This window comes from Escherichia sp. F1 (assembly GCF_046764225.1).
Classification (GTDB): Bacteria; Pseudomonadota; Gammaproteobacteria; order Enterobacterales; family Enterobacteriaceae; genus Escherichia; species Escherichia coli.
This window is the reverse complement of the sequence record NZ_CP177202.1, coordinates 2,588,058-2,606,203: the sequence shown is the minus strand read 5'-3', so window position 1 is coordinate 2,606,203 and position 18,146 is coordinate 2,588,058. Positions and strand designations below refer to the sequence as shown.

Below are 18,146 nucleotides of genomic sequence, written 5' to 3'. Positions count from 1 at the left end.
TTATACCTCTGAATCAATATCAACCTGGTGACGCGCAATGGTTTCAACCATGTACCGGATGTGCTCCGCCACGCGTTCCTGAAATTCAACATCGTCATCAAATGCGCGACTGATTGCCTGTTTGCTGGCACCGTGGCGTTGCAAATGGTCGATGCAGAGCGATTCAAACAGGTGCTGGGGCAGACCTTTTTCCAGGTCGTCCGCCAGTTCCGTTTCTTTTTCTTCGCGAACGATCTTCTGGTAGTGGCGTGACCATACCAGCTCTTCAATGCGATCAAAAATCGGGCATGTGCTCATCATCTGTTACCCCAAAATTTTCAAGTTTGTTTGCGATCATCATTGCAATACCCGGAATTAATGGCGCTGAGGCTATACCTGCAGGATTCGCACATAAACCGTAAACCGCCGCAATCACCACTTGTCTTTTCCAGTCGAGTTTTTCTAATGATGAAGCTGCTGCTTCGCCAGTTTCATCACTGCAATCGCGATGCGGATCGCTGCCAGCATTCTCCTTGTGTGGATGTTCAGCGCCTTCCATTTTCTCCGGCTCATTTTCCCGAACCTCAACCTGATTCTCGTCATCGAATGTTTCCTGATATATTGCGTCGCCCATCACCGCACCACAGTCAGGGCAGTTATCCCCGCCAGACTGACCGCAGGCATTGCAAACTTTTTCTACTTCCTGTTGCGCCACTGGTTCAGGCTGTTTCGTTTCTGGCTCGTTTTGTAACGCATTTGGGCTGTTTTGTTCCGCTTTCTGGTCGTTCTGTTCCGATTCTTGTTGGTTCTGGTTCACTGAATCGCGGGTTTCAATCCCCTTCACCCATTTCGGATCATTCGGGTCGCTAATCCCCTCAACAAATTCACCACGTGATGCAGCAAGCAACTTATCGGCATCGACAGGATTTTTTGATGGAATGTTTTTCCGGGCTTCATGGAGTTCTGCCCGCAGTTCTTGATATTTCGCATCAACAGAATTTACCTGTGACTGAGCATCCAGCGGCTGCGTGTCCTGATGATGTTCAGTTGCGTCCGGTTCCATTGTTTCAGCCTCTCCCTGTTCATCTGCCGTTGTTCCAGATGGTTGCGGTTTTTCTTCATCATCCTGTTTTCCTTCTTCTGTTACACGCTGCGGCATCGGGGCAGAGGAACGACCGCAGGCAATATCCACGATTTCCGGATCAGGGTTGGCATGATCAGTTTCAGTCAGTACTTTGTTCAGATATTCAGTGACGTGCGCGGGGGTGACCTCGATCCCAATTGGTGCTTCTTTCACGGACGCAACCACGATGGCGCGGGAATAATCCAGCCCGCCAGGCATGGTGATGAATTTGTCGCGGAAAACAGAAAAGGGCGGTTTATTTTCAGCGATAATTTCCTCAATGCGTTTAGCGTGTGCCGGATGAAGGTTATAGATGTCCACGTCCATTGAACGGGCCAGTACGCCAGTGGCTACATCGCGTGCCAGTGACGTCAGATCGTGGACGAAACCTTCGCCGCGATCGGTGAGGTTCCCGCCGCCAGCATTAGCACCGGAAGCCGTGCGAGTGATGCGTGAAACACGATTCCCTTTCCTCCATTCTTTTGTCAGAAGACCGCGATCAATGTGTTCGGTATCCAGCCAGGCTGAAATGAAATTCTTAAATTCATAGGGCTGATGTTTTTTCGTGATAGAGAAAACTGCCTTAATTGCATCAGTCAGGCGGAGCAGGGCGGCATTATCCAGAGTTGTCGGTTCTGCCATGCCGCGTATGGCCAACAGCAGATTCTGGACATAGCTGTTTTCCTGATCCATCTCAAGAGCAGTAATGTGTTCGCGTTGTTCACGGGTGGCATGATGCAGGTATTTCCGATCCCCGGCCGCATACGTAAAAATGTGCAGAAGACGCTGAGTGAACCGCAAAGTGGCTATAGAGACTTCACAATCCTGGCAATCCCCGTGGGCGTCTGCCTGCGCGTTTTCTTCCTGGCCTCCCGTCAGTTTTTCAGTTTCCTGAGCATTGTCCTGATAGTGAACGTCGTCTGGCGCTGCTCCTGGTTTTAGTTCCCAGGTCATGGAGTCTTTGCTGAGTTGATAGCGTTCACTCCAGGTAAAATCGATCTCACCTTCAGGGGGAAGGTCATTAACGACAGGAAAATTTGTGGCAACAGCTTTAAAATAGTTGCTCAGTTTTTTACCTGACTTAACGATCAGGTAGTCCAGAGTGGCACAGGTCGATTCAAAATCGTCACTTGCCCACAGGACGACGTCAGGTTCACCGGATGATTTTTTCGCTTTCCGTAAAAGGAAGAGTGGTTTTGTGCTCATTGTTTTTTAACCTCAACTCAGATTAAAATTACTGCGAGTGATGAATAAATGTCCCAGGTTCTTCACTCAGGCCTGCACGTTGTGCAGGCTTTCTTTTTTCAGATTTCACCTTTTAATTTCATTGCAATCAGAGTTGCCAGAAATCCGGCTTTTTTTCTGCGGGCAGATTCTTTCCGATGTGAACCAGACTCATTTTTGTGACACCTTCATCAAGTGTTTTTACGTTGCCTGATGGGCCGTCAATATCAACCACAGTGAATGGGGTTTCTTTATTTTCTGTTTTAATCACGTAGCCAATACGCTTTCCTTCCAGATTAACCTCGTGAACAATGTCATCGGTAGTTACAACAGTGACTTCATAATTGGTAATCATTTTTTCTCCTTAATTAAGGTTGAGCGAATCCCTGCCATTGCTGGCATAAATTCAGTTTCGCATAGTCAGTTAATTAAAGTTCGTGTGCCATCTGGTCTTTTTCGGCACAATTTTCACTACAATATTTTTTCATTTCCGTCGTTGGGATAACTCCATGCATGAAATGAAGTGGTCTTTTAATGCTTTTGCTTTCTTCAATTCCTTTATTGCAAAGGTGGTAAGCACATTTTATTTTCTTAGTCATCACCATGACTCCGCCTTTACAGGTAAACCATCACGTCCGAGGAAGACTTTAATCATGCAGTCAGTAATGCATGTTTTTGTGGTCAGGTTACGAATATATAGTTTTCGCTTTTTAATATTGTTTGCCGAGGCAATATATGTCCGGCCTTCATGAAGAACATAATCGCCAGGAGTCACACACTGACGTGGTATTTCATCAGTTCCGAAGTGATGTGCAATCATAATTATCTCCATTTTTACAAATGAACTTTGTTGATGCGGTGCCTGGTGCTTCCAGGTGACTGCAACCAGTTAACAATTACAGTCGGCTTTCCCACCCAAACCAATAAGGACTAACATGACTTTTAACTGTGCCACGTGCGCTTAGCCGCATTCACCGCATCACAAAATTCACTTTAAAAAGGGCGGACATCAGCCGAACTTCAAGAAAAAAACTGATGCCGCCAGGACTACACACAGCAATGTCGTTATTTACAACCGGAGGCGCACTCCCACCATTTAAATTTAACAGACAAGACCGACTCTTTATGGATACCGGAAATGCGCCTTCGTGTTGTGCCCGATTTTATTTCACCACCTCCGGGCTTCGGTGGTCTCGGCTATACCCCTACAGCGAGAGCTTGTGTTAACATTTCAATACCCTTACAGTTGAGAGTTATTGATATGTTGGATGTATTTACTCCATTGTTGAAACTTTTTGCTAACGAGCCACTCGAAAGACTTATGTATACGATTATCATTTTTGGTCTCACTCTCTGGCTGATACCGAAAGAGTTTACTGTCGCATTCAATGCTTATACTGAAATACCTTGGCTCTTTCAGATTATCGTTTTTGCCTTTTCTTTCGTGGTCGCCATTTCCTTCTCAAGATTGCGAGCACATATTCAAAAGCATTATTCATTACTACCAGAGCAACGAGTATTGCTTCGTTTATCTGAGAAAGAAATCGCTGTATTTAAAGATTTCCTTAAAACAGGAAATCTTATTATCACTTCTCCTTGCCGTAACCCGGTTATGAAAAAATTAGAACGGAAGGGCATCATTCAACATCAGAGTGATAGCGCAAACTGTTCTTATTATCTCGTCACCGAAAAATACTCCCATTTTATGAAGTTATTCTGGAACAGCAGGAGTAGACGTTTTAATCGTTAGCTTACTGTGTGCTTCTCCAACCATCGGCGCGCACCAGTTTCGGTTTTAAATGTTTTGCTTTTGGTATACGTCATAGCAGTGAACGTTCCATCCTGGTTGGGGAACACGCCGCACACAAGGGATTCGTTATTGCCGAGGTCGATTTTTTGCATTTTTCGCACCTCACATCTTGTTGTTGCGGATAGAGGCTTCTGCCTGCCAGAGATCCCCGTCGTTGCTGCGTAAAGCCTGCACAGCCTGGCTGTAAGTGATGCCGCAACAATCCATCAAATACTGAACTACTTCGTAATGCACCATCTCATCTCTCCCCTTAACGCCGGGTGGCGGAACTGTTTGCTGAGAACACCGTGCGGTGTTTTGATGGCTAAAATTTAGAATAACCTAAGAATGATGGTCAAGTGTTTTGTGTAGAAAAACCTAAGTTTTTTGATGCAAAAAACACAACTGTTTGAAAATTTGTGTTTTTTATTACAGAGAGGGGGTAAAGAGGGGGGTTATTTATTTGTGCTTCTTTTGCGAGCTTTGAGTAGTTCTTCAAAAAGTTTGTTGAAATTCTCAACTCTGGCACGCATCTCTGACAATTGAGCTTTTTGCTCTGATTCAGGCAGTGCGTCGAACAGTTGAAGTAACTCTTTTTGCTCTTCTGTCAGATTGGTTGGTTGGTTCGCCGGGATCGGTTCGCCTGGTTGCTTATCTTCATCCCCAAAAAGAAGCCAGGTCGGTGAGCACTGAAGTGCCTGACTCAGCGCGAATAATCTCTTCCCCGCAGGCTGTGTTTCATCCCTTTCCCACTGAGAAATTGTTACGTGAGCCACTTTGACCAGCTTACCTAATGCGGCCTGGGACAGTTTTAATTTTTTACGCCTGTGTAAGAGGCGGGCACCGAAGGTTTCGTTTTTCATATTAGGTAATTCTAATTTTTCTTGACTTAGGTTTCTCTACAATCTAGTTTACTTAGGAAAATCTAAGGAGTTCGATATGTTGAAAACCGATGCTATAGCTTTTTTTGGCAGCAAAACGAAGCTCGCGAATGCTGCAGGGGTGAGGCTGGCAAGCATTGCTGCATGGGGGGAACTGGTTCCTGAAGGCCGCGCGATGCGCCTGCAGGAGGCATCCGGCGGGGAGCTTCAGTACGACCCCAACGTTTATGACGAATATCGTAAGGCAAAGCGAGCAGGGAAGGTGATTCATGAAAATCAGGCATGAGCACATCGAATCAGTGCTGTTAGCCCTGGCAGCCGAAAAAGGGCAGGCGTGGGTCGCTAACGCAATTACTGAAGAATATCTGCGCCAGGGGGGCGGCGAATTACCCCTGGTACCAGGCAAGGACTGGAACAATCAGCAGAATATCTATCACCGCTGGTTGAAAGGTGAAACGGAAGCGCAAAGGGAAAAAATTCAGAAACTGATCCCTGCAATTCTGGCAATCCTTCCGCGCGAGCTGCGCCACCGACTCAGCATCTTCGATACCTTGGAACGCCGTGCATTACTGGCGGCGCAGGAAGCGTTGAGTACGGCAATTGATGCGCATGATGATGCAGTCCAGGCCGTTTACCGGAAAGCGCATTTCAGCGGTGGTGGGTCGTCCGACGATTCTGTCATTGTTCATTAAGCAAAAGTTTTCATGCTGTTTGTGCTTATTCTAAGCAACCGGGCAGCATCATACGGGGCAATTATGGCCGCATTACCATACATGCAACTGTACATAGCTGATTACCTGGCTGACACCATGCATTTGTCAGCAGAGGAGCACGGTGCGTATTTGTTGCTGATGTTCAATTACTGGCAAACAGGAAAGCCAATACCCAAAAACAGGCTGGCAAAAATTGCCCGTCTGACTAACGAGCGATGGGCTGATGTTGAACCATCCTTGCGGGAGTTTTTTTGCGATAACGGCGAGGAATGGGTGCATCTTCGGATTGAGGAAGATCTGGCATCAGTCAGGGAAAAATTAACCAAAAAATCAGCCGCAGGAAAAGCATCTGTTCAGGCCAGAAGAAGCAGAAAGGAAGCAGATGTTCAAACAAAACAAGAGAGAAATTTAACAGGTGTTCAAACAGATGTTGAAGTGGTGTTTGAACATGATGTCAACACAAAGGCAACTAATAAAGATACAGATAAAGATCTAAAAACAGATCCCCCCCTAAATCCCCCCCGGGGGAATCGAGGTGTCAAAAAGTTTGACCCTCTGGATATTGCTTTGCCGAACTGGATTTCTGTCTCGCTTTGGCGTGAGTGGGTTGAATTTCGCCAGGCATTGCGTAAACCGATTCGAACGGAGCAGGGCGCTAACGGGGCGATACGGGAGCTGGAAAAATTCCGCCAGCAGGGTTTTTCACCTGAGCAGGTGATTCGACACAGCATCGCCAATGAATACCAGGGCCTGTTCGCGCCGAAAGGTGTTCGACCTGAGACGTTACTCCGACAGGTTAACACCGTCTCGTCACCGGATAGTGCGATCCCGCCAGGCTTCAGGGGGTAACTGATCATGAAAAATATTGCGACAGGCGGCGTTCTTGAACGTATCCGCAGGCTGGCCCCGCCACATGTAACCGCGCCATTCAGAACGGTAGCGGAGTGGCGCGAGTGGCAACTTGCTGAAGGCCAGAAACGTAGCGAGGAGATCAACCGCCTGAATCGCCAATTGCGGGTGGAAAAAATTCTGAATCGCTCAGGCATCCAGCCGTTGCACCGTAAATGCTCGTTTGCGAATTACCGGGTGCAGAACGACGGTCAGCGATACGCGTTGAGCCAGGCGAAATCTATCGCTGATGAACTGATGACCGGGTGTACAAATTTTGCGTTCAGCGGAAAACCTGGTACTGGAAAAAACCATCTGGCGGCGGCTATCGGGAATCGCCTGCTGAAAGATGGTCAGACAGTGATTGTGGTTACCGTGGCTGATGTCATGAGTGCTCTACACGCCAGCTATGACGACGGGCAATCAGGCGAAAAATTTTTGCGGGAACTGTGCCAAGTGGATCTGCTGGTTCTTGATGAAATTGGCATTCAGCGCGAGACAAAAAACGAGCAGGTGGTGCTGCACCAGATTGTTGATCGCCGGACAGCGTCGATGCGCAGCGTGGGGATGCTGACAAACCTGAACTATGAGGCCATGAAAACATTGCTCGGCGAGCGGATTATGGATCGCATGACCATGAACGGCGGGCGATGGGTGAATTTTAACTGGGAGAGCTGGCGTCCGAATGTCGTCCAGCCAGGAATTGCGAAGTGATTTTTACCGGGAGGAAATTTTAATGGAAACCGTTTTTGATGCACTGAAAGCAATGGGAAAAGCCACGTCGGTAGAACTGGCTGCGCGACTTGATATCAGTCGTGAAGAAGTGCTGAACGAGCTGTGGGAACTTAAAAAGGCTGGCTTCGTTGATAAAAGCGTATACACCTGGCGTGTGGCTGATAACAACGTTCAGCAGGAACAGCCAGAGCAGGCAGAACTGCCGGAAGAAACCACCACGGCAACAGTAGCGAAAATCTCAGAGTGCGATTTAACCGCGACGATTGAACAACGTGGCCCACAAACGGCGGATGAACTGGCTACGTTTTTCGGCACCACATCACGCAAAGTGGCTTCAACGCTGGCAATGGCAATCAGCAAAGGCCGTCTGATTCGCGTTAATCAGAACGGTAAATTTCGTTACTGCATACCGGGCGATAATTTACCAGCAGAGCCGAAAGCTGCATCGGTAACGGAAACTGATTTTAAAGCCTTTCCTCAGCCAGCAGGTGTTGCGTTACCGGCACCGAAAGATATTAAAACAGAAACGGTGGCGGACATTGTGCAGTCGCTGCCATCGTTTACTGAAACGCGAGCGGATGACCTAGTTTTACCATCGCTGCATATGGCAAACCGCGAACTGCGTCGGGCGAAAAATCATGTCCAGAAGTGGGAGCGAGTCTGCGCCGCGCTGCGGGAGCTGAACAAGCACCGGGATATTGTTCGACAGATTTTCGATTCCTCCAGTCGTATTGTGTCGGAAAAGTGATTGCCGGAGGCACCTATGGCAAAAGTATTTACACCAGAAGAGCGGGAAAAAATTAAAGGGCAGGTTGTTGAACTTGTACGTCTGAGCGGTCGCGAGACGTTACGGCAACTGGAAGCGAATACAGGTGCGACAAGATATCTGATGAGTGTTCTCGCCAGAGAGCTGGTCGCCAGTGGTGATGTTTACAATTCAGGCTACGGATTATTCCCGTCTGAGCAGGCGCGTAAAGACTGGCAAAACGCCCGCAAAAAACTATCAAGGGCAAAGGTGAAGAAACCGGTTGTGGTTGATCCTGACCTTATCTGGTCATTACCAGACGGAGAAATACGTCGTTACAACAGACGACAGAATATAATCTGTCGCGAGTGCCGGAAAAGCGAAGCTATGCAGCGAGTGCTGGCGTTTTATCAGGGGAAATTTCAGGAGGTGATGCTGTGAGCGAATCAAAATGTCAGGTTAATGGCAATCAGATAGAACCATGTGCGGTACTGGCAAAAGCCCTTGAGCATGATGCTGAATACACGACGCGAAAAGGTCTGCTGATATACAAAATCTGGAATGAGAATTTAACTCGCGCCCCTGATTTGGTGACGTTGCGTTCCGGTGAATTTTCTAAATCACCAGTTCGGGTTTCATTTTGCCCGTTCTGCGGTGAAAGTCTGAAAACGTGGGAGAACAGAAATGAATGAAATTAGAGAAATACCAGTAGAACGTGATGAATATGGCTGCTGGACACATCCTGAATATGAAAAATTCTGTGACGGTCGGGAATATATTTCAACGGAAGAGTTTAACGCCTGGATGGAGGAAAATAATCTTCAATACGTCCTCTGCTTCAGAGATGAAGGATGTGCTGACCTTGATGCGTGTGATGCTGATATTTCTGCATGGGAACCGGAACGACCAGAGGGCAATGGATGGTTTATTGGTTCAATACATGACACCGAAGATGGCCCGGTTTGTGTCTGGTTGCGAAATAAGGCTGAAGCATAAAGGTGATAAACCACCTGATAACAAAACACTGAAAATTTAAATCAGAAGTGGTTTTTATTAAATCCTTAACCGGAGGGATTTCTGCACCCTCAAAACATCAGGAGGCCGCCCGAAAGGGCGGTGAGAAAATATAAATAAAACACGATGATTATTACGCTTAAAGAAATCAGGAAGTGAAATGGGGTGTTAGATGTTGCAAACTGTTTTATTTGTTTTGTAATGCTTTTTTTACAACCATAATCATAGAGCTAATGACCTCCAGTGTTATATTTAATGATAATGCAATGGATAATATTTCAAACGTGGTAAATAATCGCGCTCTTGACATAAAAAACTCCCATTTTGGATATTCTAGCAAAGGTATGTTCATCTCCCTTAAATAAGGAATAAAAACGGATGCACCAAGACAAAAAATCAGGATTTTCAAATCTGATTCCAGCTTGACAAAATAATCATCAAATACATGTTTATTATTTTGAGGGCAGATGTTGATTAGCATGCTAAAAATTACTGATATACCAGCGATGATGCCACCTAAGGTGGCACCAATAATACCAGCTGAAGACTGTTCGATTATAGAGTAAGTGTTTTTATCCTCTGAGGAAAAAATAAAGCAAATTACACCAAGAACAATTAGTCTCACCATCAAGGTTGCTAGTTTTTGCATTTTTCAAACCGATAATCTTTTCTTACTAGGGAAATAATGTCCTTTACGTCATTTGCAGAATAACCACTTAATGTGCATTCTGAAAGAGAACCATCTACAAAAATTAATTTTGCTGTAGGCTCACTATTTAAAGTAATACTTTTGGCTGTAGGACTCTTTTTCCCTTTTATCTGCCAACTTCCTCCGCCATCATTAGTCCAATCAACTAAAACATTTGCCCATGTGGAATCACGAAGATTAAGATTTCCATCTTTATTTTCAAATGTTGTGGTTAGAGCAGTAGCATTGGTATCATCTTCTATTTTGTTTAAGGCGTCTGTTAGTGCTTTTTTACTATCCCCAAAAATATTTGGCATAACAAGAGCAAATGTCACTTGCTCAATATGCCTTAACTTGTCATATTCAACCCAAAAGTTGTCCTTCTCCAGACAAGGTTCAATAAATATGCGTAATCCTTTTTCGACGAGGTAATCATTGTTAGATAATTCCTCAAACATCATTGCCGCATTGTGAGCACTTTTAAAAACAGTGGTTTTTCGTTCAATTAAAATAACTTGTTCTTGACGATCCCATAACCATACTACAGGAGGGAAACTTGGAACATTGTATTCTTGAAAGTCCTCATTGTAACCATGCAGTTTCTTTTGTTTCGAAATCAAACCTGCCATGACGCCATCAGTCGGGGCGACAGAAAGTTTTAATCTATACTGCCAGTTTTTATGGACAGATGGTGTTTGTGACACTCGTTTTATATTTTTTGATGCGTGAACGATCGCTTGCTCGAAGTGTTCAATACATCGCTCTTCGCCACTATGCTGAAACAAATCTGGATCTCTGGGCTTTAATAGTACGCGTAAAGCAAAAAAATACATTGAGAATCTCCATATAAAGTTTACCGCTATTATCACTATTCCGAGGAAACATTCAATGGGGGGGCTTCAAACTAAAATTGTTGGCAGCAACATGTCCGATAGGTAGAATTGCTGCGGGTGCTTGAGGCTATCTGCCTCGGGCATGCCACCAAAGGCAGATAGATAGAGAAAAGCCCCAGTTAACATTACGCGTCCGGCAAGACGCTTAACATTAATCTGAGGCCAATTTCATGCTTTGCACATGTAGGTTAGCCTCTTACGTGCCGAAAGGCAAGGAGAAGCAGACTATGAAGCAGCAAAAGGCGATGTTAATCGCCCTGATCGTCATCTGTTTAACCGTCATAGTGACGGCACTGGTAACGAGGAAAGACCTCTGCGAGGTACGAATCCGAACCGGGCAGACGGAGGTCGCTGTCTTCGTAGACTACGAATCTAGAGAGTAAGAGTGACCAGGCGGGAGAGTAATCTCCCGCCACCTCTGATGTGTCAGGCATCCTCAATGCACCCACACTTAACCCGCTTCGGCGGGTTTTTGTTTTTATTTTCAACGCGTTTGAAGTTTTGGATAGTGCCGGAATAGAATCAAAAATACTTAAGTAGCGCGCAGGGAGAAGAGGGATGGACCCCGAACAGGGGAGTGCTATTTATCTGGAAGGATTCTGTTGATGAAAATCGAAGAATTGCGTGAAATTTTTAGTGAAAATGGCCTCTATACTGTGCGCGTTGAGAATGGCGCTATTGTCAGTCACTGCCGTATTAAATGTTTACAGTCTCAACAAAGGAAGAGTGGAGCTGCGTTATTTTATTTTTGTAATGGACTTCTGACGGACGGTTTTATTTTGCGTGAGGACGAATTTGTCACATCATTAGGGGTTTTGAAAGAGATTGGTTTTAAGGCTGGTTTTTCTGCTTTTGCTGAAGAATAAACTCATCTACAATCTTGAGCAGGATTGAACTCCTGCTGAGTAACACCGTGCCACCGGAGAAAGCCGATGGCACATATACAACTGGTCAAACAAACCTCTTCCGGATTACTTCTCCCGGCGACGCCGGAGAGTTGTGATTTTCTGCATCAAATCAAAATAGGCGAGTGGATACACGCTGATTTTAAGCGCGTTCGTAACTACGCATTCCATAAGCGTTTTTTCAAACTTCTGCAACTCGGATTCGATTACTGGACTCCGGTCGGTGGGGCGATCACTCCTCGCGAACGAAAACTGGTGTCCGGTTTCGTTGATTATCTGTGTGAATCAGTAGGCCGGGAACATACGCCAGCTCTGAGCGAAGCCGCAGAGCAATATCTGAATACAGTTGCGACACGCAGAACCCGAGATACAGCATTGCTAAAGTCGTTTGAGGCTTTCCGCGAGTGGGTAACCATTCAGGCCGGATTTTACACCGAGCATATTTATCCGGACGGTAGCCGTGGGCGCAGGGCGAAATCCATCTCGTTTGCGAATATGGACGAAACCGAGTTTCAGCAGGTTTATAAATCTGTGCTGAATGTACTGTGGAACTGGATTCTGTTCCGTAAATTTTCCTCTCCGGAACAAGTCGAAAATGTGGCCGCGCAGCTACTGGAGTTTGCGTAATGGTGGATTTACGTAAAGCGGCGCGGGGGCAGATGTGCACCGTCAGAATTCCTGGCTACTGCAATCACGATCCGGAAACGTCTGTGCTGGCGCATTACCGACTGGCGGGAACGTGCGGAACAGCGATAAAGCCACACGATATGCAGGCAGCGATTGCCTGTAGCTCGTGCCACGATTTAATCGACGGGCGGGTAAAAACCAGCGATTACACCAAAGAAGAATTACGCCTGATGCATGCAGAAGGTGTTTTTCGCACACAAGAAATCTGGAGAAAGGAGGGATATTTATGATTTACCCAACGAATACAGGAAAAAGCGGAGAACACCTTCGTCTCACCACGCTGGAAAGTGTCTGGATTCAGGGAAAACTACGTATGTGGGGGCGCTGGTCGTATATTGGCGGCGGCAGGTCAGGGAATATGTTTAACCAGTTGCTGGCATCCCAAAAAATGACAAAAACAGCCATCAATGAAGCCCTGCGCAGATTGAAAAAAGCGGGAATTGATAAACCAGAGTTGGAAGCATTTTTGCGTGAGATGATCGAAGGAAAGCAAAAAAGCTGGTTAACTCACTGCACTGATGCAGAGGCACTAAAAATTGATAGTGTTATAGGTGAAGTTCTGGCGGATCATCCAGGACTACTAAATGTCCTGAGTCAGCGTTATGTGGGGCGAGGGATGAGTAAGAGAAGGATGGCAGAGTTATTAAACGAACAGTACCCAGAGTGGGCGTTGATTACATGCCGACGTCGTGTTGATCAGTGGTTGCGTGTTGCTGAGTTCATTTTGTATTCACCTATGAGAGAAGCGTTCGATTATGCTTAAAAAATCATTGCAAAATGAGCCACAAACTGCTTCAATTTCGGTATGCTTCGCAAAGCTGTATCGCGAGGCGAATCAAGCGCAATTGAACTTTAATAGAACCCGCCATCGAGCGGGTTTTGTTGTTTCTGCGGTGTTATATAAGAAACGACATTTAATAATCTCCTTCAAAATAAATTTGTTTATATATTGTCATGTATATTTTAAGTGAAAGTGAATTATTCACATAATATAAAAACATATAAATAAATTTACATAACTTGACGCAAAGTGTTGTTGCGATTGGAATATTAAATCGTATTATCGAAAACGGTTCTGAGGGGGAACTCTTCTTTGCTCGGTGATATCGCTCCCCTGAAGAACCAATGCCGACTTAGCTCAGTAGGTAGAGCAACTGACTTGTAATCAGTAGGTCACCAGTTCGATTCCGGTAGTCGGCACCATATGCGGGTATCGTATAATGGCTATTACCTCAGCCTTCCAAGCTGATGATGCGGGTTCGATTCCCGCTACCCGCTCCAGCATTTGAAACAAGCCTATTGTATTGCGGCACTGGCGTATTTTTTTATTACGTGGGAGCAGGTTGTTTTGAAAAAGCATTCTGTTCTCTGGCTATGATTTGAGGCCGGGTGTAGCCTCAGTGCTGATTTTTTTACGGCAGCAGAATGGTGCATTATCGGTGGAGATTTTGTATTTCCTGGCAGGGTCGGTGATGCATCATTCTGGTGTTGTAAAAGCACCGCAGAGGCGTTCCTCAGTGCGAGGGTGGTTTAAAGAGTCGGTTTAGCGGGAAACCACAGTATCTGCTAACGGGTCAGGTATTTCGGGAGGCACCCGACACCTCAGTTTTACAACAATAAAAACAGCTTATATTTTGCATTGACCAACCGCCACACCAGGCGGTTTTTTTTATTCACAATCCTGTTTCTTATGGCTCGCTACGGCGAGCTTTTTCATACCTGCGTCACGACTGGCGCTCATCAAATAACACCAGATAAAAGGCATTTGTGGGTGCCTTTGATGTGGTGTTGTTTTTTATGGGCCGCTGGTGGCCATTTTTTATTTACAGGAGAAAAAAGTATGTCTGAACCCTTATCCGGTTCCGGCACGGCTGCGGCGCTCGGCGGGGCGACGGTATTCGGGCTGTTTACCGGAACGGATTTCGGGATTGTGTTTGGTGCGTTCGCCGGGGCGTTATTTGTGGCAACGATGCCGCAGCAGCTTTCAGCCTGGCGTGTGGCGGCGCATTTTCTGGTGTCGTTCATTGTTGGCGTGCTGGGAGCGCGTGTGCTGTCAGCCTGGATAGCGGCAAAAACAGGTTATGACGGTACATCGGCAGATGCGCTGTGCGCGGTGCTTGTCGCGGTAGTGTCGGTGAAGATTCTGTCGTTCATCCACCAGCAGGATATCGCATCACTGGTGTCCGGTCTGTTCTCCCGCCTGCGGGGCGGAGGAGGTGGCAATGTTAAGTAACCTTCCCGGCTTGCTGAATGTGGCGGTATGCACGGTTATTGTGCTGACGCTCTTTTTTTATCGTCGCCGTGATTCCAGACATAAACCGCTGATGTCATGGCTGGCTTGGCTGCTGATGCTGCTTTATGCCTTTGCACCACTCAGCTATCTGTGCGGTCGCCCGTTAGCGGCGAACTGGCTGGCGGTGGGGCTTAATCTGCTGTTCTGCGTGTTGGTGATTCGCGCACGCGGGAACGTTTCAAAAATCTTTGTATTACGAAGGCGCTGATATGAAGTCGAAAGATGAAATTTTTGACGAAGTTCTGGGAAAAGAGGGCGGTTACGTCAATCACCCGGATGATAAAGGCGGACCGACAAAATGGGGTATTACGGAAAAAGTCGCCCGCGCTCACGGATATCAGGGCGATATGCGTGACCTGACACGCGAACAGGCGCTGGAAATCCTTGAGGCGGATTACTGGTTCGGACCACGCTTTGATCAGGTGGCCGCATTATCCTCTGATATTGCTGCAGAGTTGTGTGATACCGGTGTGAATATGGGGCCGTCCGTAGCATCGAAAATGCTCCAACGCTGGCTGAACGTTTTCAACCTGCAAGGCAAATTGTTCCCGGATATGGACGCAGACGGGCGTATCGGCCCCCGCACGATTAATGCACTACGGACTTATCTGCAAAAACGCGGCAAAGACGGCGAACTGGTGATGCTGAAGGCGCTGAATTGCACGCAGGGCGACCGCTATCTGGAGCTGGCAGAAAAACGCGAGGCCAACGAGTCGTTTGTCTACGGCTGGATGAAAGAGCGCGTAGCAGTTTAAAAACTGACGCTGAAGTGCTGAACACCCTCAACTCACGCAGGCTCTTTTCTGGGGTTACGATGAGTGAAAGTAAGGGGTACAGCATCAAGCATCAGATAGCAAAAACCCCGGCTGCTGGAACAGTCCGGGGTTTTTAGTTTTCACGTCAAAGAGGAAATTGTGAGTAGTGAGTACGGAGAAAATCCTCGTGGGAAAGTATAAAAGATTCTTTTTGAGGTTGTCCATTATGAAAGGTATTGAAGTGGAAACTCCCGCGAGCCTTGATTTGACAAGGGCTGCGGCCTTTGCAATTCGCCTTGTGGCGGTCGCTGTTCTGATTTGGGCTGTGCGTTGGTGGTGATATGAGCCGAAAACACTGGACACACAGAATGCCGCGAGCGGCGGCAAAATGGGCACTGGTAGCGATACTGGTGCCTTTTTTATTGGTGGGGTGCGTCAGCCTGGATAAGGCGCGCCAGCTTTTCGATACAGCTTCTCAGGTCTGCGAAATTGTTGATAGTGTCCGGCGGTGTATGCAGAACTGATCGCCTGTAAGAGCAGAATATTTTGCTGAAAAATGAAGGATGCGCCAGCGTCCGGAAAGCATGAAATTCTGCTGCATGTGCCAATTTTATCTTATTCATTCTAAATCTTGCCGAATCAAGATGAAATTTGAACAACTGCCCAGCGGCAAGGGGCATTAAAACAGGAGAAAATTATGTGGAAACCTACAGGTGACAAGTTAATCACCGCGTTGATTGACGGCAAGCCACAATACTTACGCATTGAAATGAGTGGTCAGCATGCTCGTTTGATTCGTGAGTAACAGGCATTACAGCAGCCCTTCAGTGTGAGGGGCTGCGATAATGTCAAAGCTCGTTATCAGCACCCGCCGCGCACCCAGCGCACTGGCCGATAGCGGGCTTTTTTATTCATAAAGCGAGTCTGTATGAGCGAGAAATTGAAGATCGTCTATCGCCCTTTACAAGAACTGTCTCCGTATGCACACAACGCCAGGACACACAGCCCTGAACAGGTGGCACAACTGGTAGAAAGCATTAAGCAATTCGGCTGGACTAATCCGGTGCTGATTGACGAAAAGGGCGAAATTATTGCGGGTCACGGTCGTGTTATGGCGGCTGAAATGCTCAAAATGGATTCTGTTCCGGTCATTGTTCTGTCTGGCCTGACGGATGAGCAGAAAAAGGCGTACCGCCTGGCAGATAATCGCCTGCCGATGAATGCTGGCTGGGATGAAGATCTGTTACGGATGGAGCTGTCGGACCTAATCAATGCTGATTTTGATGTCTCCCTGACAGGCTTCAGCCCGACAGAAATTGATGAGTTGTTGACGGATGTTTTGCCCGGTACAGGAAATGAGGAGGAGCCGTATACGACGAAAATTGATACGCCTGTTTATAAGCCGTCGGGCGGTAAACCGGATATCAGTGAACTGTACGACGATACGAAAACTCAGGAGTTGATCAGCCGGATACGTTCGGCGTCCCTTGAGCCTGATATTGAGAAATTCCTCCTGTGTGCGGCAGAACGTCATACGGTGTTTAATTTCAGCAGAATTGCGGACTATTACGCTCACGCCCCCGCTGAAATTCAGTGCTTTTTCGAGGAATCGGCGCTGGTGATCATTGATTATCAGCAGGCTATTGAAAATGGATTTGTCCGGATGACGCAGCGTATGGTGGAGATCATGCATGGCGGGGAGGAGGAGGAATATGCGTGATGATTTTTGCGCCTTTATTCTGACTCACGGGCGACCGGACAAAGTTCTGACTTACCGGACGTTGCGTCGTGCTGGCTATACCGGGAAAATTTTTATCGTTGTTGATGATGAAGATAATACACGGCATCAGTACATAGCTGAATTTAGTGAACAGGTGCTGGTGTTTTCCAAAGCCGATATCGCCAGTCGTTTTGACGAAGCCGATAATTTCGGTGACCGCCGATCAATTTTTTACGCCCGTAATGCCTGTTTCGAACTGGCAAAACTGGTCGGGTGTAAATACTTCATTCAGCTCGATGATGATTATCACGAGTTCCAGTTTCGGGTGGATCGTAACTATGATCAGGCCTATTTTCCGATAAGGAAACTGGATGCGATCCTTTCTGAAATGCTGGCGTATTACGAATCAATACCTGCGCTTTCCATCGCTATGTCGCAGGGCGGGGATTTTCTTGGTGACAATGGCGGCCATGCTTCGTGGGTGAAACGCAAGGCAATGAACAGCTTTATCTGTTCGGTTGATCGACCGTTCTCATTCATGGGGCGCATTAACGAGGATGTGAATACGTACACGAATCTCGGTCGCTGTGGTGAATTGTTTATGACGATCGGTGCTGTCCAGTTAGGGCAGAAACAGACGCAGAAAAACAGCGGCGGAATGACCGAGCTGTATCTGGATTCCGGAACCTACGTTAAAAGTTTTTACTCCGTCATGTATGCGCCGTCGTGCGTAAAAATCTCACTGATGGGAGCCAGCCATAAACGCATTCACCATCAGGTCACCTGGAACAACGCTGCAGTAAAAATCCTTCACGAAAAATACAGGAAGAAGACACCCTGCATATCAATAGGGGTGACAAATGATTCCGTATTCGAAAGTCGAGTCTCTGGCAGCGTGCCGGATGACTGCACAACAAATCGCTGACGTTCTGGATGTTGATCTGAACCGACTGAAAGAAAATCGGGAAGCAATGACAGATTTTTATGCGACCATCCGTAAGGGCAGAGCGAAAGGTGAAGCCGAGTTACGAGCGGCATTGTTTAAGCTTGCCAGAAAAGGGGATGCCTTTGCTCTGCGCGAACTACTCAGGGTGGATAAAAATCAGGACTAACT

At 46.8% G+C, this 18,146-nt stretch carries 28 protein-coding genes, 2 tRNA genes and 3 pseudogenes; 23 read left to right on the top strand and 10 right to left on the bottom strand.

Annotation, left to right across the window (positions count from 1 at the left end; all coding sequences use genetic code 11):
• The 5 genes and pseudogenes from ACK8NJ_RS12595 to kilR form a co-directional block, all read right to left on the bottom strand.
• Positions 1 to 297: a host-nuclease inhibitor Gam family protein gene (locus ACK8NJ_RS12595; RefSeq protein ID WP_411962536.1), complete on the bottom strand. Its 297-nt coding sequence runs from the start codon at positions 295 to 297 to the stop codon at positions 1 to 3.
• Entirely contained in the window at positions 275 to 2,308 is a 2,034-nt protein-coding gene (locus tag ACK8NJ_RS12590) for a RecE family exodeoxyribonuclease (RefSeq protein WP_411961672.1), read from the bottom strand. The genes ACK8NJ_RS12595 and ACK8NJ_RS12590 overlap by 23 nt, the downstream gene beginning before the upstream one ends.
• Before the next feature lie 98 nt (positions 2,309 to 2,406).
• Positions 2,407 to 2,681 (bottom strand): annotated as a pseudogene (locus ACK8NJ_RS12585) (hypothetical protein).
• Positions 2,682 to 2,754: 73 nt separating this feature from the next.
• Complete coding sequence (locus tag ACK8NJ_RS12580) at positions 2,755 to 2,925, bottom strand: YdaE family protein (protein WP_097421803.1); 171 nt, start codon at positions 2,923 to 2,925, stop codon at positions 2,755 to 2,757.
• Positions 2,925 to 3,146, bottom strand: coding sequence for a killing protein KilR (kilR, locus tag ACK8NJ_RS12575; RefSeq protein WP_000560220.1), 222 nt, complete (start codon positions 3,144 to 3,146; stop codon positions 2,925 to 2,927). Before kilR ends, ACK8NJ_RS12580 begins: the two co-directional genes overlap by 1 nt.
• A 441-nt stretch (positions 3,147 to 3,587) precedes the next feature.
• Here kilR and ACK8NJ_RS12570 point away from each other — a divergent pair, with 441 nt between their 5' ends.
• On the top strand, positions 3,588 to 4,076 hold the full coding sequence (locus ACK8NJ_RS12570) for a superinfection exclusion B family protein (protein WP_001312793.1): 489 nt from the start codon (positions 3,588 to 3,590) through the stop codon (positions 4,074 to 4,076).
• Here the strand turns inward: ACK8NJ_RS12570 and ACK8NJ_RS12565 are convergent.
• From ACK8NJ_RS12565 to ACK8NJ_RS12555, 3 genes are all read right to left on the bottom strand, one after another.
• Complete coding sequence (locus ACK8NJ_RS12565) at positions 4,073 to 4,228, bottom strand: YdaF family protein (RefSeq protein WP_001169151.1); 156 nt, start codon at positions 4,226 to 4,228, stop codon at positions 4,073 to 4,075. The two genes, ACK8NJ_RS12570 and ACK8NJ_RS12565, sit on opposite strands and share 4 nt — an antisense overlap.
• 10 nt (positions 4,229 to 4,238) lie before the next feature.
• Positions 4,239 to 4,373, bottom strand: a complete 135-nt coding sequence (locus tag ACK8NJ_RS12560) for a hypothetical protein (protein ID WP_261988269.1) — start codon at positions 4,371 to 4,373, stop codon at positions 4,239 to 4,241.
• 197 nt (positions 4,374 to 4,570) lie between these two features.
• A complete protein-coding gene (locus ACK8NJ_RS12555; RefSeq protein WP_000787423.1) occupies positions 4,571 to 4,978 on the bottom strand; it encodes a helix-turn-helix domain-containing protein in 408 nt (135 codons plus the stop codon).
• Between the two features lie 76 nt (positions 4,979 to 5,054).
• Here ACK8NJ_RS12555 and ACK8NJ_RS12550 point away from each other — a divergent pair, with 76 nt between their 5' ends.
• From ACK8NJ_RS12550 to ACK8NJ_RS12515, 8 genes are read left to right on the top strand one after another with little or no spacing between them, the layout of a single operon-like run.
• Positions 5,055 to 5,282, top strand: coding sequence for a Cro/CI family transcriptional regulator (locus ACK8NJ_RS12550; RefSeq protein WP_000920566.1), 228 nt, complete (start codon positions 5,055 to 5,057; stop codon positions 5,280 to 5,282).
• A complete protein-coding gene (locus ACK8NJ_RS12545; protein ID WP_161983336.1) occupies positions 5,266 to 5,688 on the top strand; it encodes a toxin YdaT family protein in 423 nt (140 codons plus the stop codon). Before ACK8NJ_RS12550 ends, ACK8NJ_RS12545 begins: the two co-directional genes overlap by 17 nt.
• A gap of 12 nt (positions 5,689 to 5,700) precedes the next feature.
• Positions 5,701 to 6,558: a YdaU family protein gene (locus ACK8NJ_RS12540; RefSeq protein WP_161983335.1), complete on the top strand. Its 858-nt coding sequence runs from the start codon at positions 5,701 to 5,703 to the stop codon at positions 6,556 to 6,558.
• A 6-nt stretch (positions 6,559 to 6,564) separates the two neighbouring features.
• The gene (locus ACK8NJ_RS12535) at positions 6,565 to 7,311 is read left to right on the top strand and encodes an ATP-binding protein (protein ID WP_161983334.1); all 747 of its coding nucleotides are present in this window, start codon (positions 6,565 to 6,567) and stop codon (positions 7,309 to 7,311) included.
• Positions 7,312 to 7,333: 22 nt separating this feature from the next.
• Positions 7,334 to 8,080, top strand: a complete 747-nt coding sequence (locus tag ACK8NJ_RS12530) for a DUF1627 domain-containing protein (RefSeq protein WP_187221788.1) — start codon at positions 7,334 to 7,336, stop codon at positions 8,078 to 8,080.
• Positions 8,081 to 8,095: 15 nt separating this feature from the next.
• The gene (locus ACK8NJ_RS12525) at positions 8,096 to 8,518 is read left to right on the top strand and encodes a DUF977 family protein (protein WP_411961670.1); all 423 of its coding nucleotides are present in this window, start codon (positions 8,096 to 8,098) and stop codon (positions 8,516 to 8,518) included.
• Positions 8,515 to 8,769, top strand: a complete 255-nt coding sequence (locus ACK8NJ_RS12520) for a hypothetical protein (RefSeq protein ID WP_137511026.1) — start codon at positions 8,515 to 8,517, stop codon at positions 8,767 to 8,769. The genes ACK8NJ_RS12525 and ACK8NJ_RS12520 overlap by 4 nt, the downstream gene beginning before the upstream one ends.
• Positions 8,762 to 9,073 carry a hypothetical protein gene (locus tag ACK8NJ_RS12515; protein WP_187221785.1) on the top strand — a complete coding sequence of 104 codons (312 nt, stop codon included), beginning with the start codon at positions 8,762 to 8,764 and terminating at the stop codon, positions 9,071 to 9,073. The genes ACK8NJ_RS12520 and ACK8NJ_RS12515 overlap by 8 nt, the downstream gene beginning before the upstream one ends.
• Before the next feature lie 205 nt (positions 9,074 to 9,278).
• Here ACK8NJ_RS12515 and ACK8NJ_RS12510 read toward each other — a convergent pair whose 3' ends face one another.
• Positions 9,279 to 9,740 carry a hypothetical protein gene (locus ACK8NJ_RS12510; RefSeq protein WP_187221783.1) on the bottom strand — a complete coding sequence of 154 codons (462 nt, stop codon included), beginning with the start codon at positions 9,738 to 9,740 and terminating at the stop codon, positions 9,279 to 9,281.
• On the bottom strand, positions 9,728 to 10,612 hold the full coding sequence (locus tag ACK8NJ_RS12505; RefSeq protein ID WP_000273481.1) for a hypothetical protein: 885 nt from the start codon (positions 10,610 to 10,612) through the stop codon (positions 9,728 to 9,730). Before ACK8NJ_RS12505 ends, ACK8NJ_RS12510 begins: the two co-directional genes overlap by 13 nt.
• Positions 10,613 to 10,899: 287 nt before the next feature.
• Here ACK8NJ_RS12505 and ACK8NJ_RS12500 point away from each other — a divergent pair, with 287 nt between their 5' ends.
• From ACK8NJ_RS12500 to ACK8NJ_RS12435, 14 genes and pseudogenes are all read left to right on the top strand, one after another.
• Complete coding sequence (locus ACK8NJ_RS12500) at positions 10,900 to 11,055, top strand: Hok/Gef family protein (protein WP_000813259.1); 156 nt, start codon at positions 10,900 to 10,902, stop codon at positions 11,053 to 11,055.
• Between the two features lie 222 nt (positions 11,056 to 11,277).
• Positions 11,278 to 11,566: pseudogene (locus tag ACK8NJ_RS12495) on the top strand (hypothetical protein).
• Between the two features lie 38 nt (positions 11,567 to 11,604).
• Complete coding sequence (locus ACK8NJ_RS12490; RefSeq protein ID WP_000940343.1) at positions 11,605 to 12,204, top strand: DUF1367 family protein; 600 nt, start codon at positions 11,605 to 11,607, stop codon at positions 12,202 to 12,204.
• Positions 12,204 to 12,494: a DUF1364 domain-containing protein gene (locus ACK8NJ_RS12485; protein WP_000228029.1), complete on the top strand. Its 291-nt coding sequence runs from the start codon at positions 12,204 to 12,206 to the stop codon at positions 12,492 to 12,494. Before ACK8NJ_RS12490 ends, ACK8NJ_RS12485 begins: the two co-directional genes overlap by 1 nt.
• Positions 12,491 to 13,027 (top strand): DUF1133 family protein, encoded by a 537-nt coding sequence (locus ACK8NJ_RS12480; RefSeq protein WP_021555308.1) that lies wholly within the window; start codon positions 12,491 to 12,493, stop codon positions 13,025 to 13,027. The genes ACK8NJ_RS12485 and ACK8NJ_RS12480 overlap by 4 nt, the downstream gene beginning before the upstream one ends.
• Positions 13,028 to 13,391: 364 nt before the next feature.
• Positions 13,392 to 13,467: transfer RNA gene (locus ACK8NJ_RS12475), tRNA-Thr, on the top strand.
• 3 nt (positions 13,468 to 13,470) lie between these two features.
• A tRNA-Gly gene (locus ACK8NJ_RS12470) sits at positions 13,471 to 13,545 on the top strand.
• A gap of 559 nt (positions 13,546 to 14,104) precedes the next feature.
• Positions 14,105 to 14,497 (top strand): putative holin, encoded by a 393-nt coding sequence (locus tag ACK8NJ_RS12465; protein ID WP_105289122.1) that lies wholly within the window; start codon positions 14,105 to 14,107, stop codon positions 14,495 to 14,497.
• Entirely contained in the window at positions 14,487 to 14,765 is a 279-nt protein-coding gene (locus ACK8NJ_RS12460; protein ID WP_411961669.1) for a phage holin family protein, read from the top strand. Before ACK8NJ_RS12465 ends, ACK8NJ_RS12460 begins: the two co-directional genes overlap by 11 nt.
• Before the next feature lies 1 nt (position 14,766).
• Positions 14,767 to 15,312 carry a glycoside hydrolase family 108 protein gene (locus ACK8NJ_RS12455; protein WP_000836754.1) on the top strand — a complete coding sequence of 182 codons (546 nt, stop codon included), beginning with the start codon at positions 14,767 to 14,769 and terminating at the stop codon, positions 15,310 to 15,312.
• Between the two features lie 226 nt (positions 15,313 to 15,538).
• On the top strand, positions 15,539 to 15,652 hold the full coding sequence (locus tag ACK8NJ_RS12450) for a hypothetical protein (RefSeq protein ID WP_001305859.1): 114 nt from the start codon (positions 15,539 to 15,541) through the stop codon (positions 15,650 to 15,652).
• A gap of 588 nt (positions 15,653 to 16,240) precedes the next feature.
• Positions 16,241 to 16,498: pseudogene (locus ACK8NJ_RS12445) on the top strand (ParB/Srx family N-terminal domain-containing protein); the annotation flags it as partial.
• 526 nt (positions 16,499 to 17,024) lie between these two features.
• Complete coding sequence (locus ACK8NJ_RS12440; RefSeq protein WP_411961668.1) at positions 17,025 to 17,957, top strand: hypothetical protein; 933 nt, start codon at positions 17,025 to 17,027, stop codon at positions 17,955 to 17,957.
• Complete coding sequence (locus ACK8NJ_RS12435) at positions 17,935 to 18,144, top strand: hypothetical protein (RefSeq protein ID WP_411961667.1); 210 nt, start codon at positions 17,935 to 17,937, stop codon at positions 18,142 to 18,144. Before ACK8NJ_RS12440 ends, ACK8NJ_RS12435 begins: the two co-directional genes overlap by 23 nt.
• The last annotated feature ends 2 nt before the right edge of the window (positions 18,145 to 18,146 follow it).

Coding starts and splice junctions, on each gene's coding strand:
- ACK8NJ_RS12450 (WP_001305859.1), top strand. CDS start 15,539: ATGAAAGGTATTGAAGTGGAAACTCCCGCGAGCCTTGATTTGACAAGG.
- ACK8NJ_RS12505 (WP_000273481.1), bottom strand. CDS start 10,612: ATGTATTTTTTTGCTTTACGCGTACTATTAAAGCCCAGAGATCCAGAT.
- ACK8NJ_RS12465 (WP_105289122.1), top strand. CDS start 14,105: ATGTCTGAACCCTTATCCGGTTCCGGCACGGCTGCGGCGCTCGGCGGG.
- ACK8NJ_RS12480 (WP_021555308.1), top strand. CDS start 12,491: ATGATTTACCCAACGAATACAGGAAAAAGCGGAGAACACCTTCGTCTC.
- ACK8NJ_RS12525 (WP_411961670.1), top strand. CDS start 8,096: ATGGCAAAAGTATTTACACCAGAAGAGCGGGAAAAAATTAAAGGGCAG.
- ACK8NJ_RS12500 (WP_000813259.1), top strand. CDS start 10,900: ATGAAGCAGCAAAAGGCGATGTTAATCGCCCTGATCGTCATCTGTTTA.
- ACK8NJ_RS12530 (WP_187221788.1), top strand. CDS start 7,334: ATGGAAACCGTTTTTGATGCACTGAAAGCAATGGGAAAAGCCACGTCG.
- ACK8NJ_RS12510 (WP_187221783.1), bottom strand. CDS start 9,740: ATGCAAAAACTAGCAACCTTGATGGTGAGACTAATTGTTCTTGGTGTA.
- ACK8NJ_RS12460 (WP_411961669.1), top strand. CDS start 14,487: ATGTTAAGTAACCTTCCCGGCTTGCTGAATGTGGCGGTATGCACGGTT.
- ACK8NJ_RS12555 (WP_000787423.1), bottom strand. CDS start 4,978: ATGAAAAACGAAACCTTCGGTGCCCGCCTCTTACACAGGCGTAAAAAA.
- ACK8NJ_RS12570 (WP_001312793.1), top strand. CDS start 3,588: ATGTTGGATGTATTTACTCCATTGTTGAAACTTTTTGCTAACGAGCCA.
- ACK8NJ_RS12565 (WP_001169151.1), bottom strand. CDS start 4,228: ATGCAAAAAATCGACCTCGGCAATAACGAATCCCTTGTGTGCGGCGTG.
- ACK8NJ_RS12580 (WP_097421803.1), bottom strand. CDS start 2,925: ATGACTAAGAAAATAAAATGTGCTTACCACCTTTGCAATAAAGGAATT.
- ACK8NJ_RS12440 (WP_411961668.1), top strand. CDS start 17,025: ATGCGTGATGATTTTTGCGCCTTTATTCTGACTCACGGGCGACCGGAC.
- ACK8NJ_RS12490 (WP_000940343.1), top strand. CDS start 11,605: ATGGCACATATACAACTGGTCAAACAAACCTCTTCCGGATTACTTCTC.
- ACK8NJ_RS12545 (WP_161983336.1), top strand. CDS start 5,266: ATGAAAATCAGGCATGAGCACATCGAATCAGTGCTGTTAGCCCTGGCA.
- ACK8NJ_RS12595 (WP_411962536.1), bottom strand. CDS start 297: ATGAGCACATGCCCGATTTTTGATCGCATTGAAGAGCTGGTATGGTCA.
- ACK8NJ_RS12515 (WP_187221785.1), top strand. CDS start 8,762: ATGAATGAAATTAGAGAAATACCAGTAGAACGTGATGAATATGGCTGC.
- ACK8NJ_RS12435 (WP_411961667.1), top strand. CDS start 17,935: ATGACTGCACAACAAATCGCTGACGTTCTGGATGTTGATCTGAACCGA.
- ACK8NJ_RS12550 (WP_000920566.1), top strand. CDS start 5,055: ATGTTGAAAACCGATGCTATAGCTTTTTTTGGCAGCAAAACGAAGCTC.
- ACK8NJ_RS12485 (WP_000228029.1), top strand. CDS start 12,204: ATGGTGGATTTACGTAAAGCGGCGCGGGGGCAGATGTGCACCGTCAGA.
- ACK8NJ_RS12535 (WP_161983334.1), top strand. CDS start 6,565: ATGAAAAATATTGCGACAGGCGGCGTTCTTGAACGTATCCGCAGGCTG.
- kilR (WP_000560220.1), bottom strand. CDS start 3,146: ATGATTGCACATCACTTCGGAACTGATGAAATACCACGTCAGTGTGTG.
- ACK8NJ_RS12455 (WP_000836754.1), top strand. CDS start 14,767: ATGAAGTCGAAAGATGAAATTTTTGACGAAGTTCTGGGAAAAGAGGGC.
- ACK8NJ_RS12560 (WP_261988269.1), bottom strand. CDS start 4,373: ATGGTGCATTACGAAGTAGTTCAGTATTTGATGGATTGTTGCGGCATC.
- ACK8NJ_RS12590 (WP_411961672.1), bottom strand. CDS start 2,308: ATGAGCACAAAACCACTCTTCCTTTTACGGAAAGCGAAAAAATCATCC.
- ACK8NJ_RS12540 (WP_161983335.1), top strand. CDS start 5,701: ATGCTGTTTGTGCTTATTCTAAGCAACCGGGCAGCATCATACGGGGCA.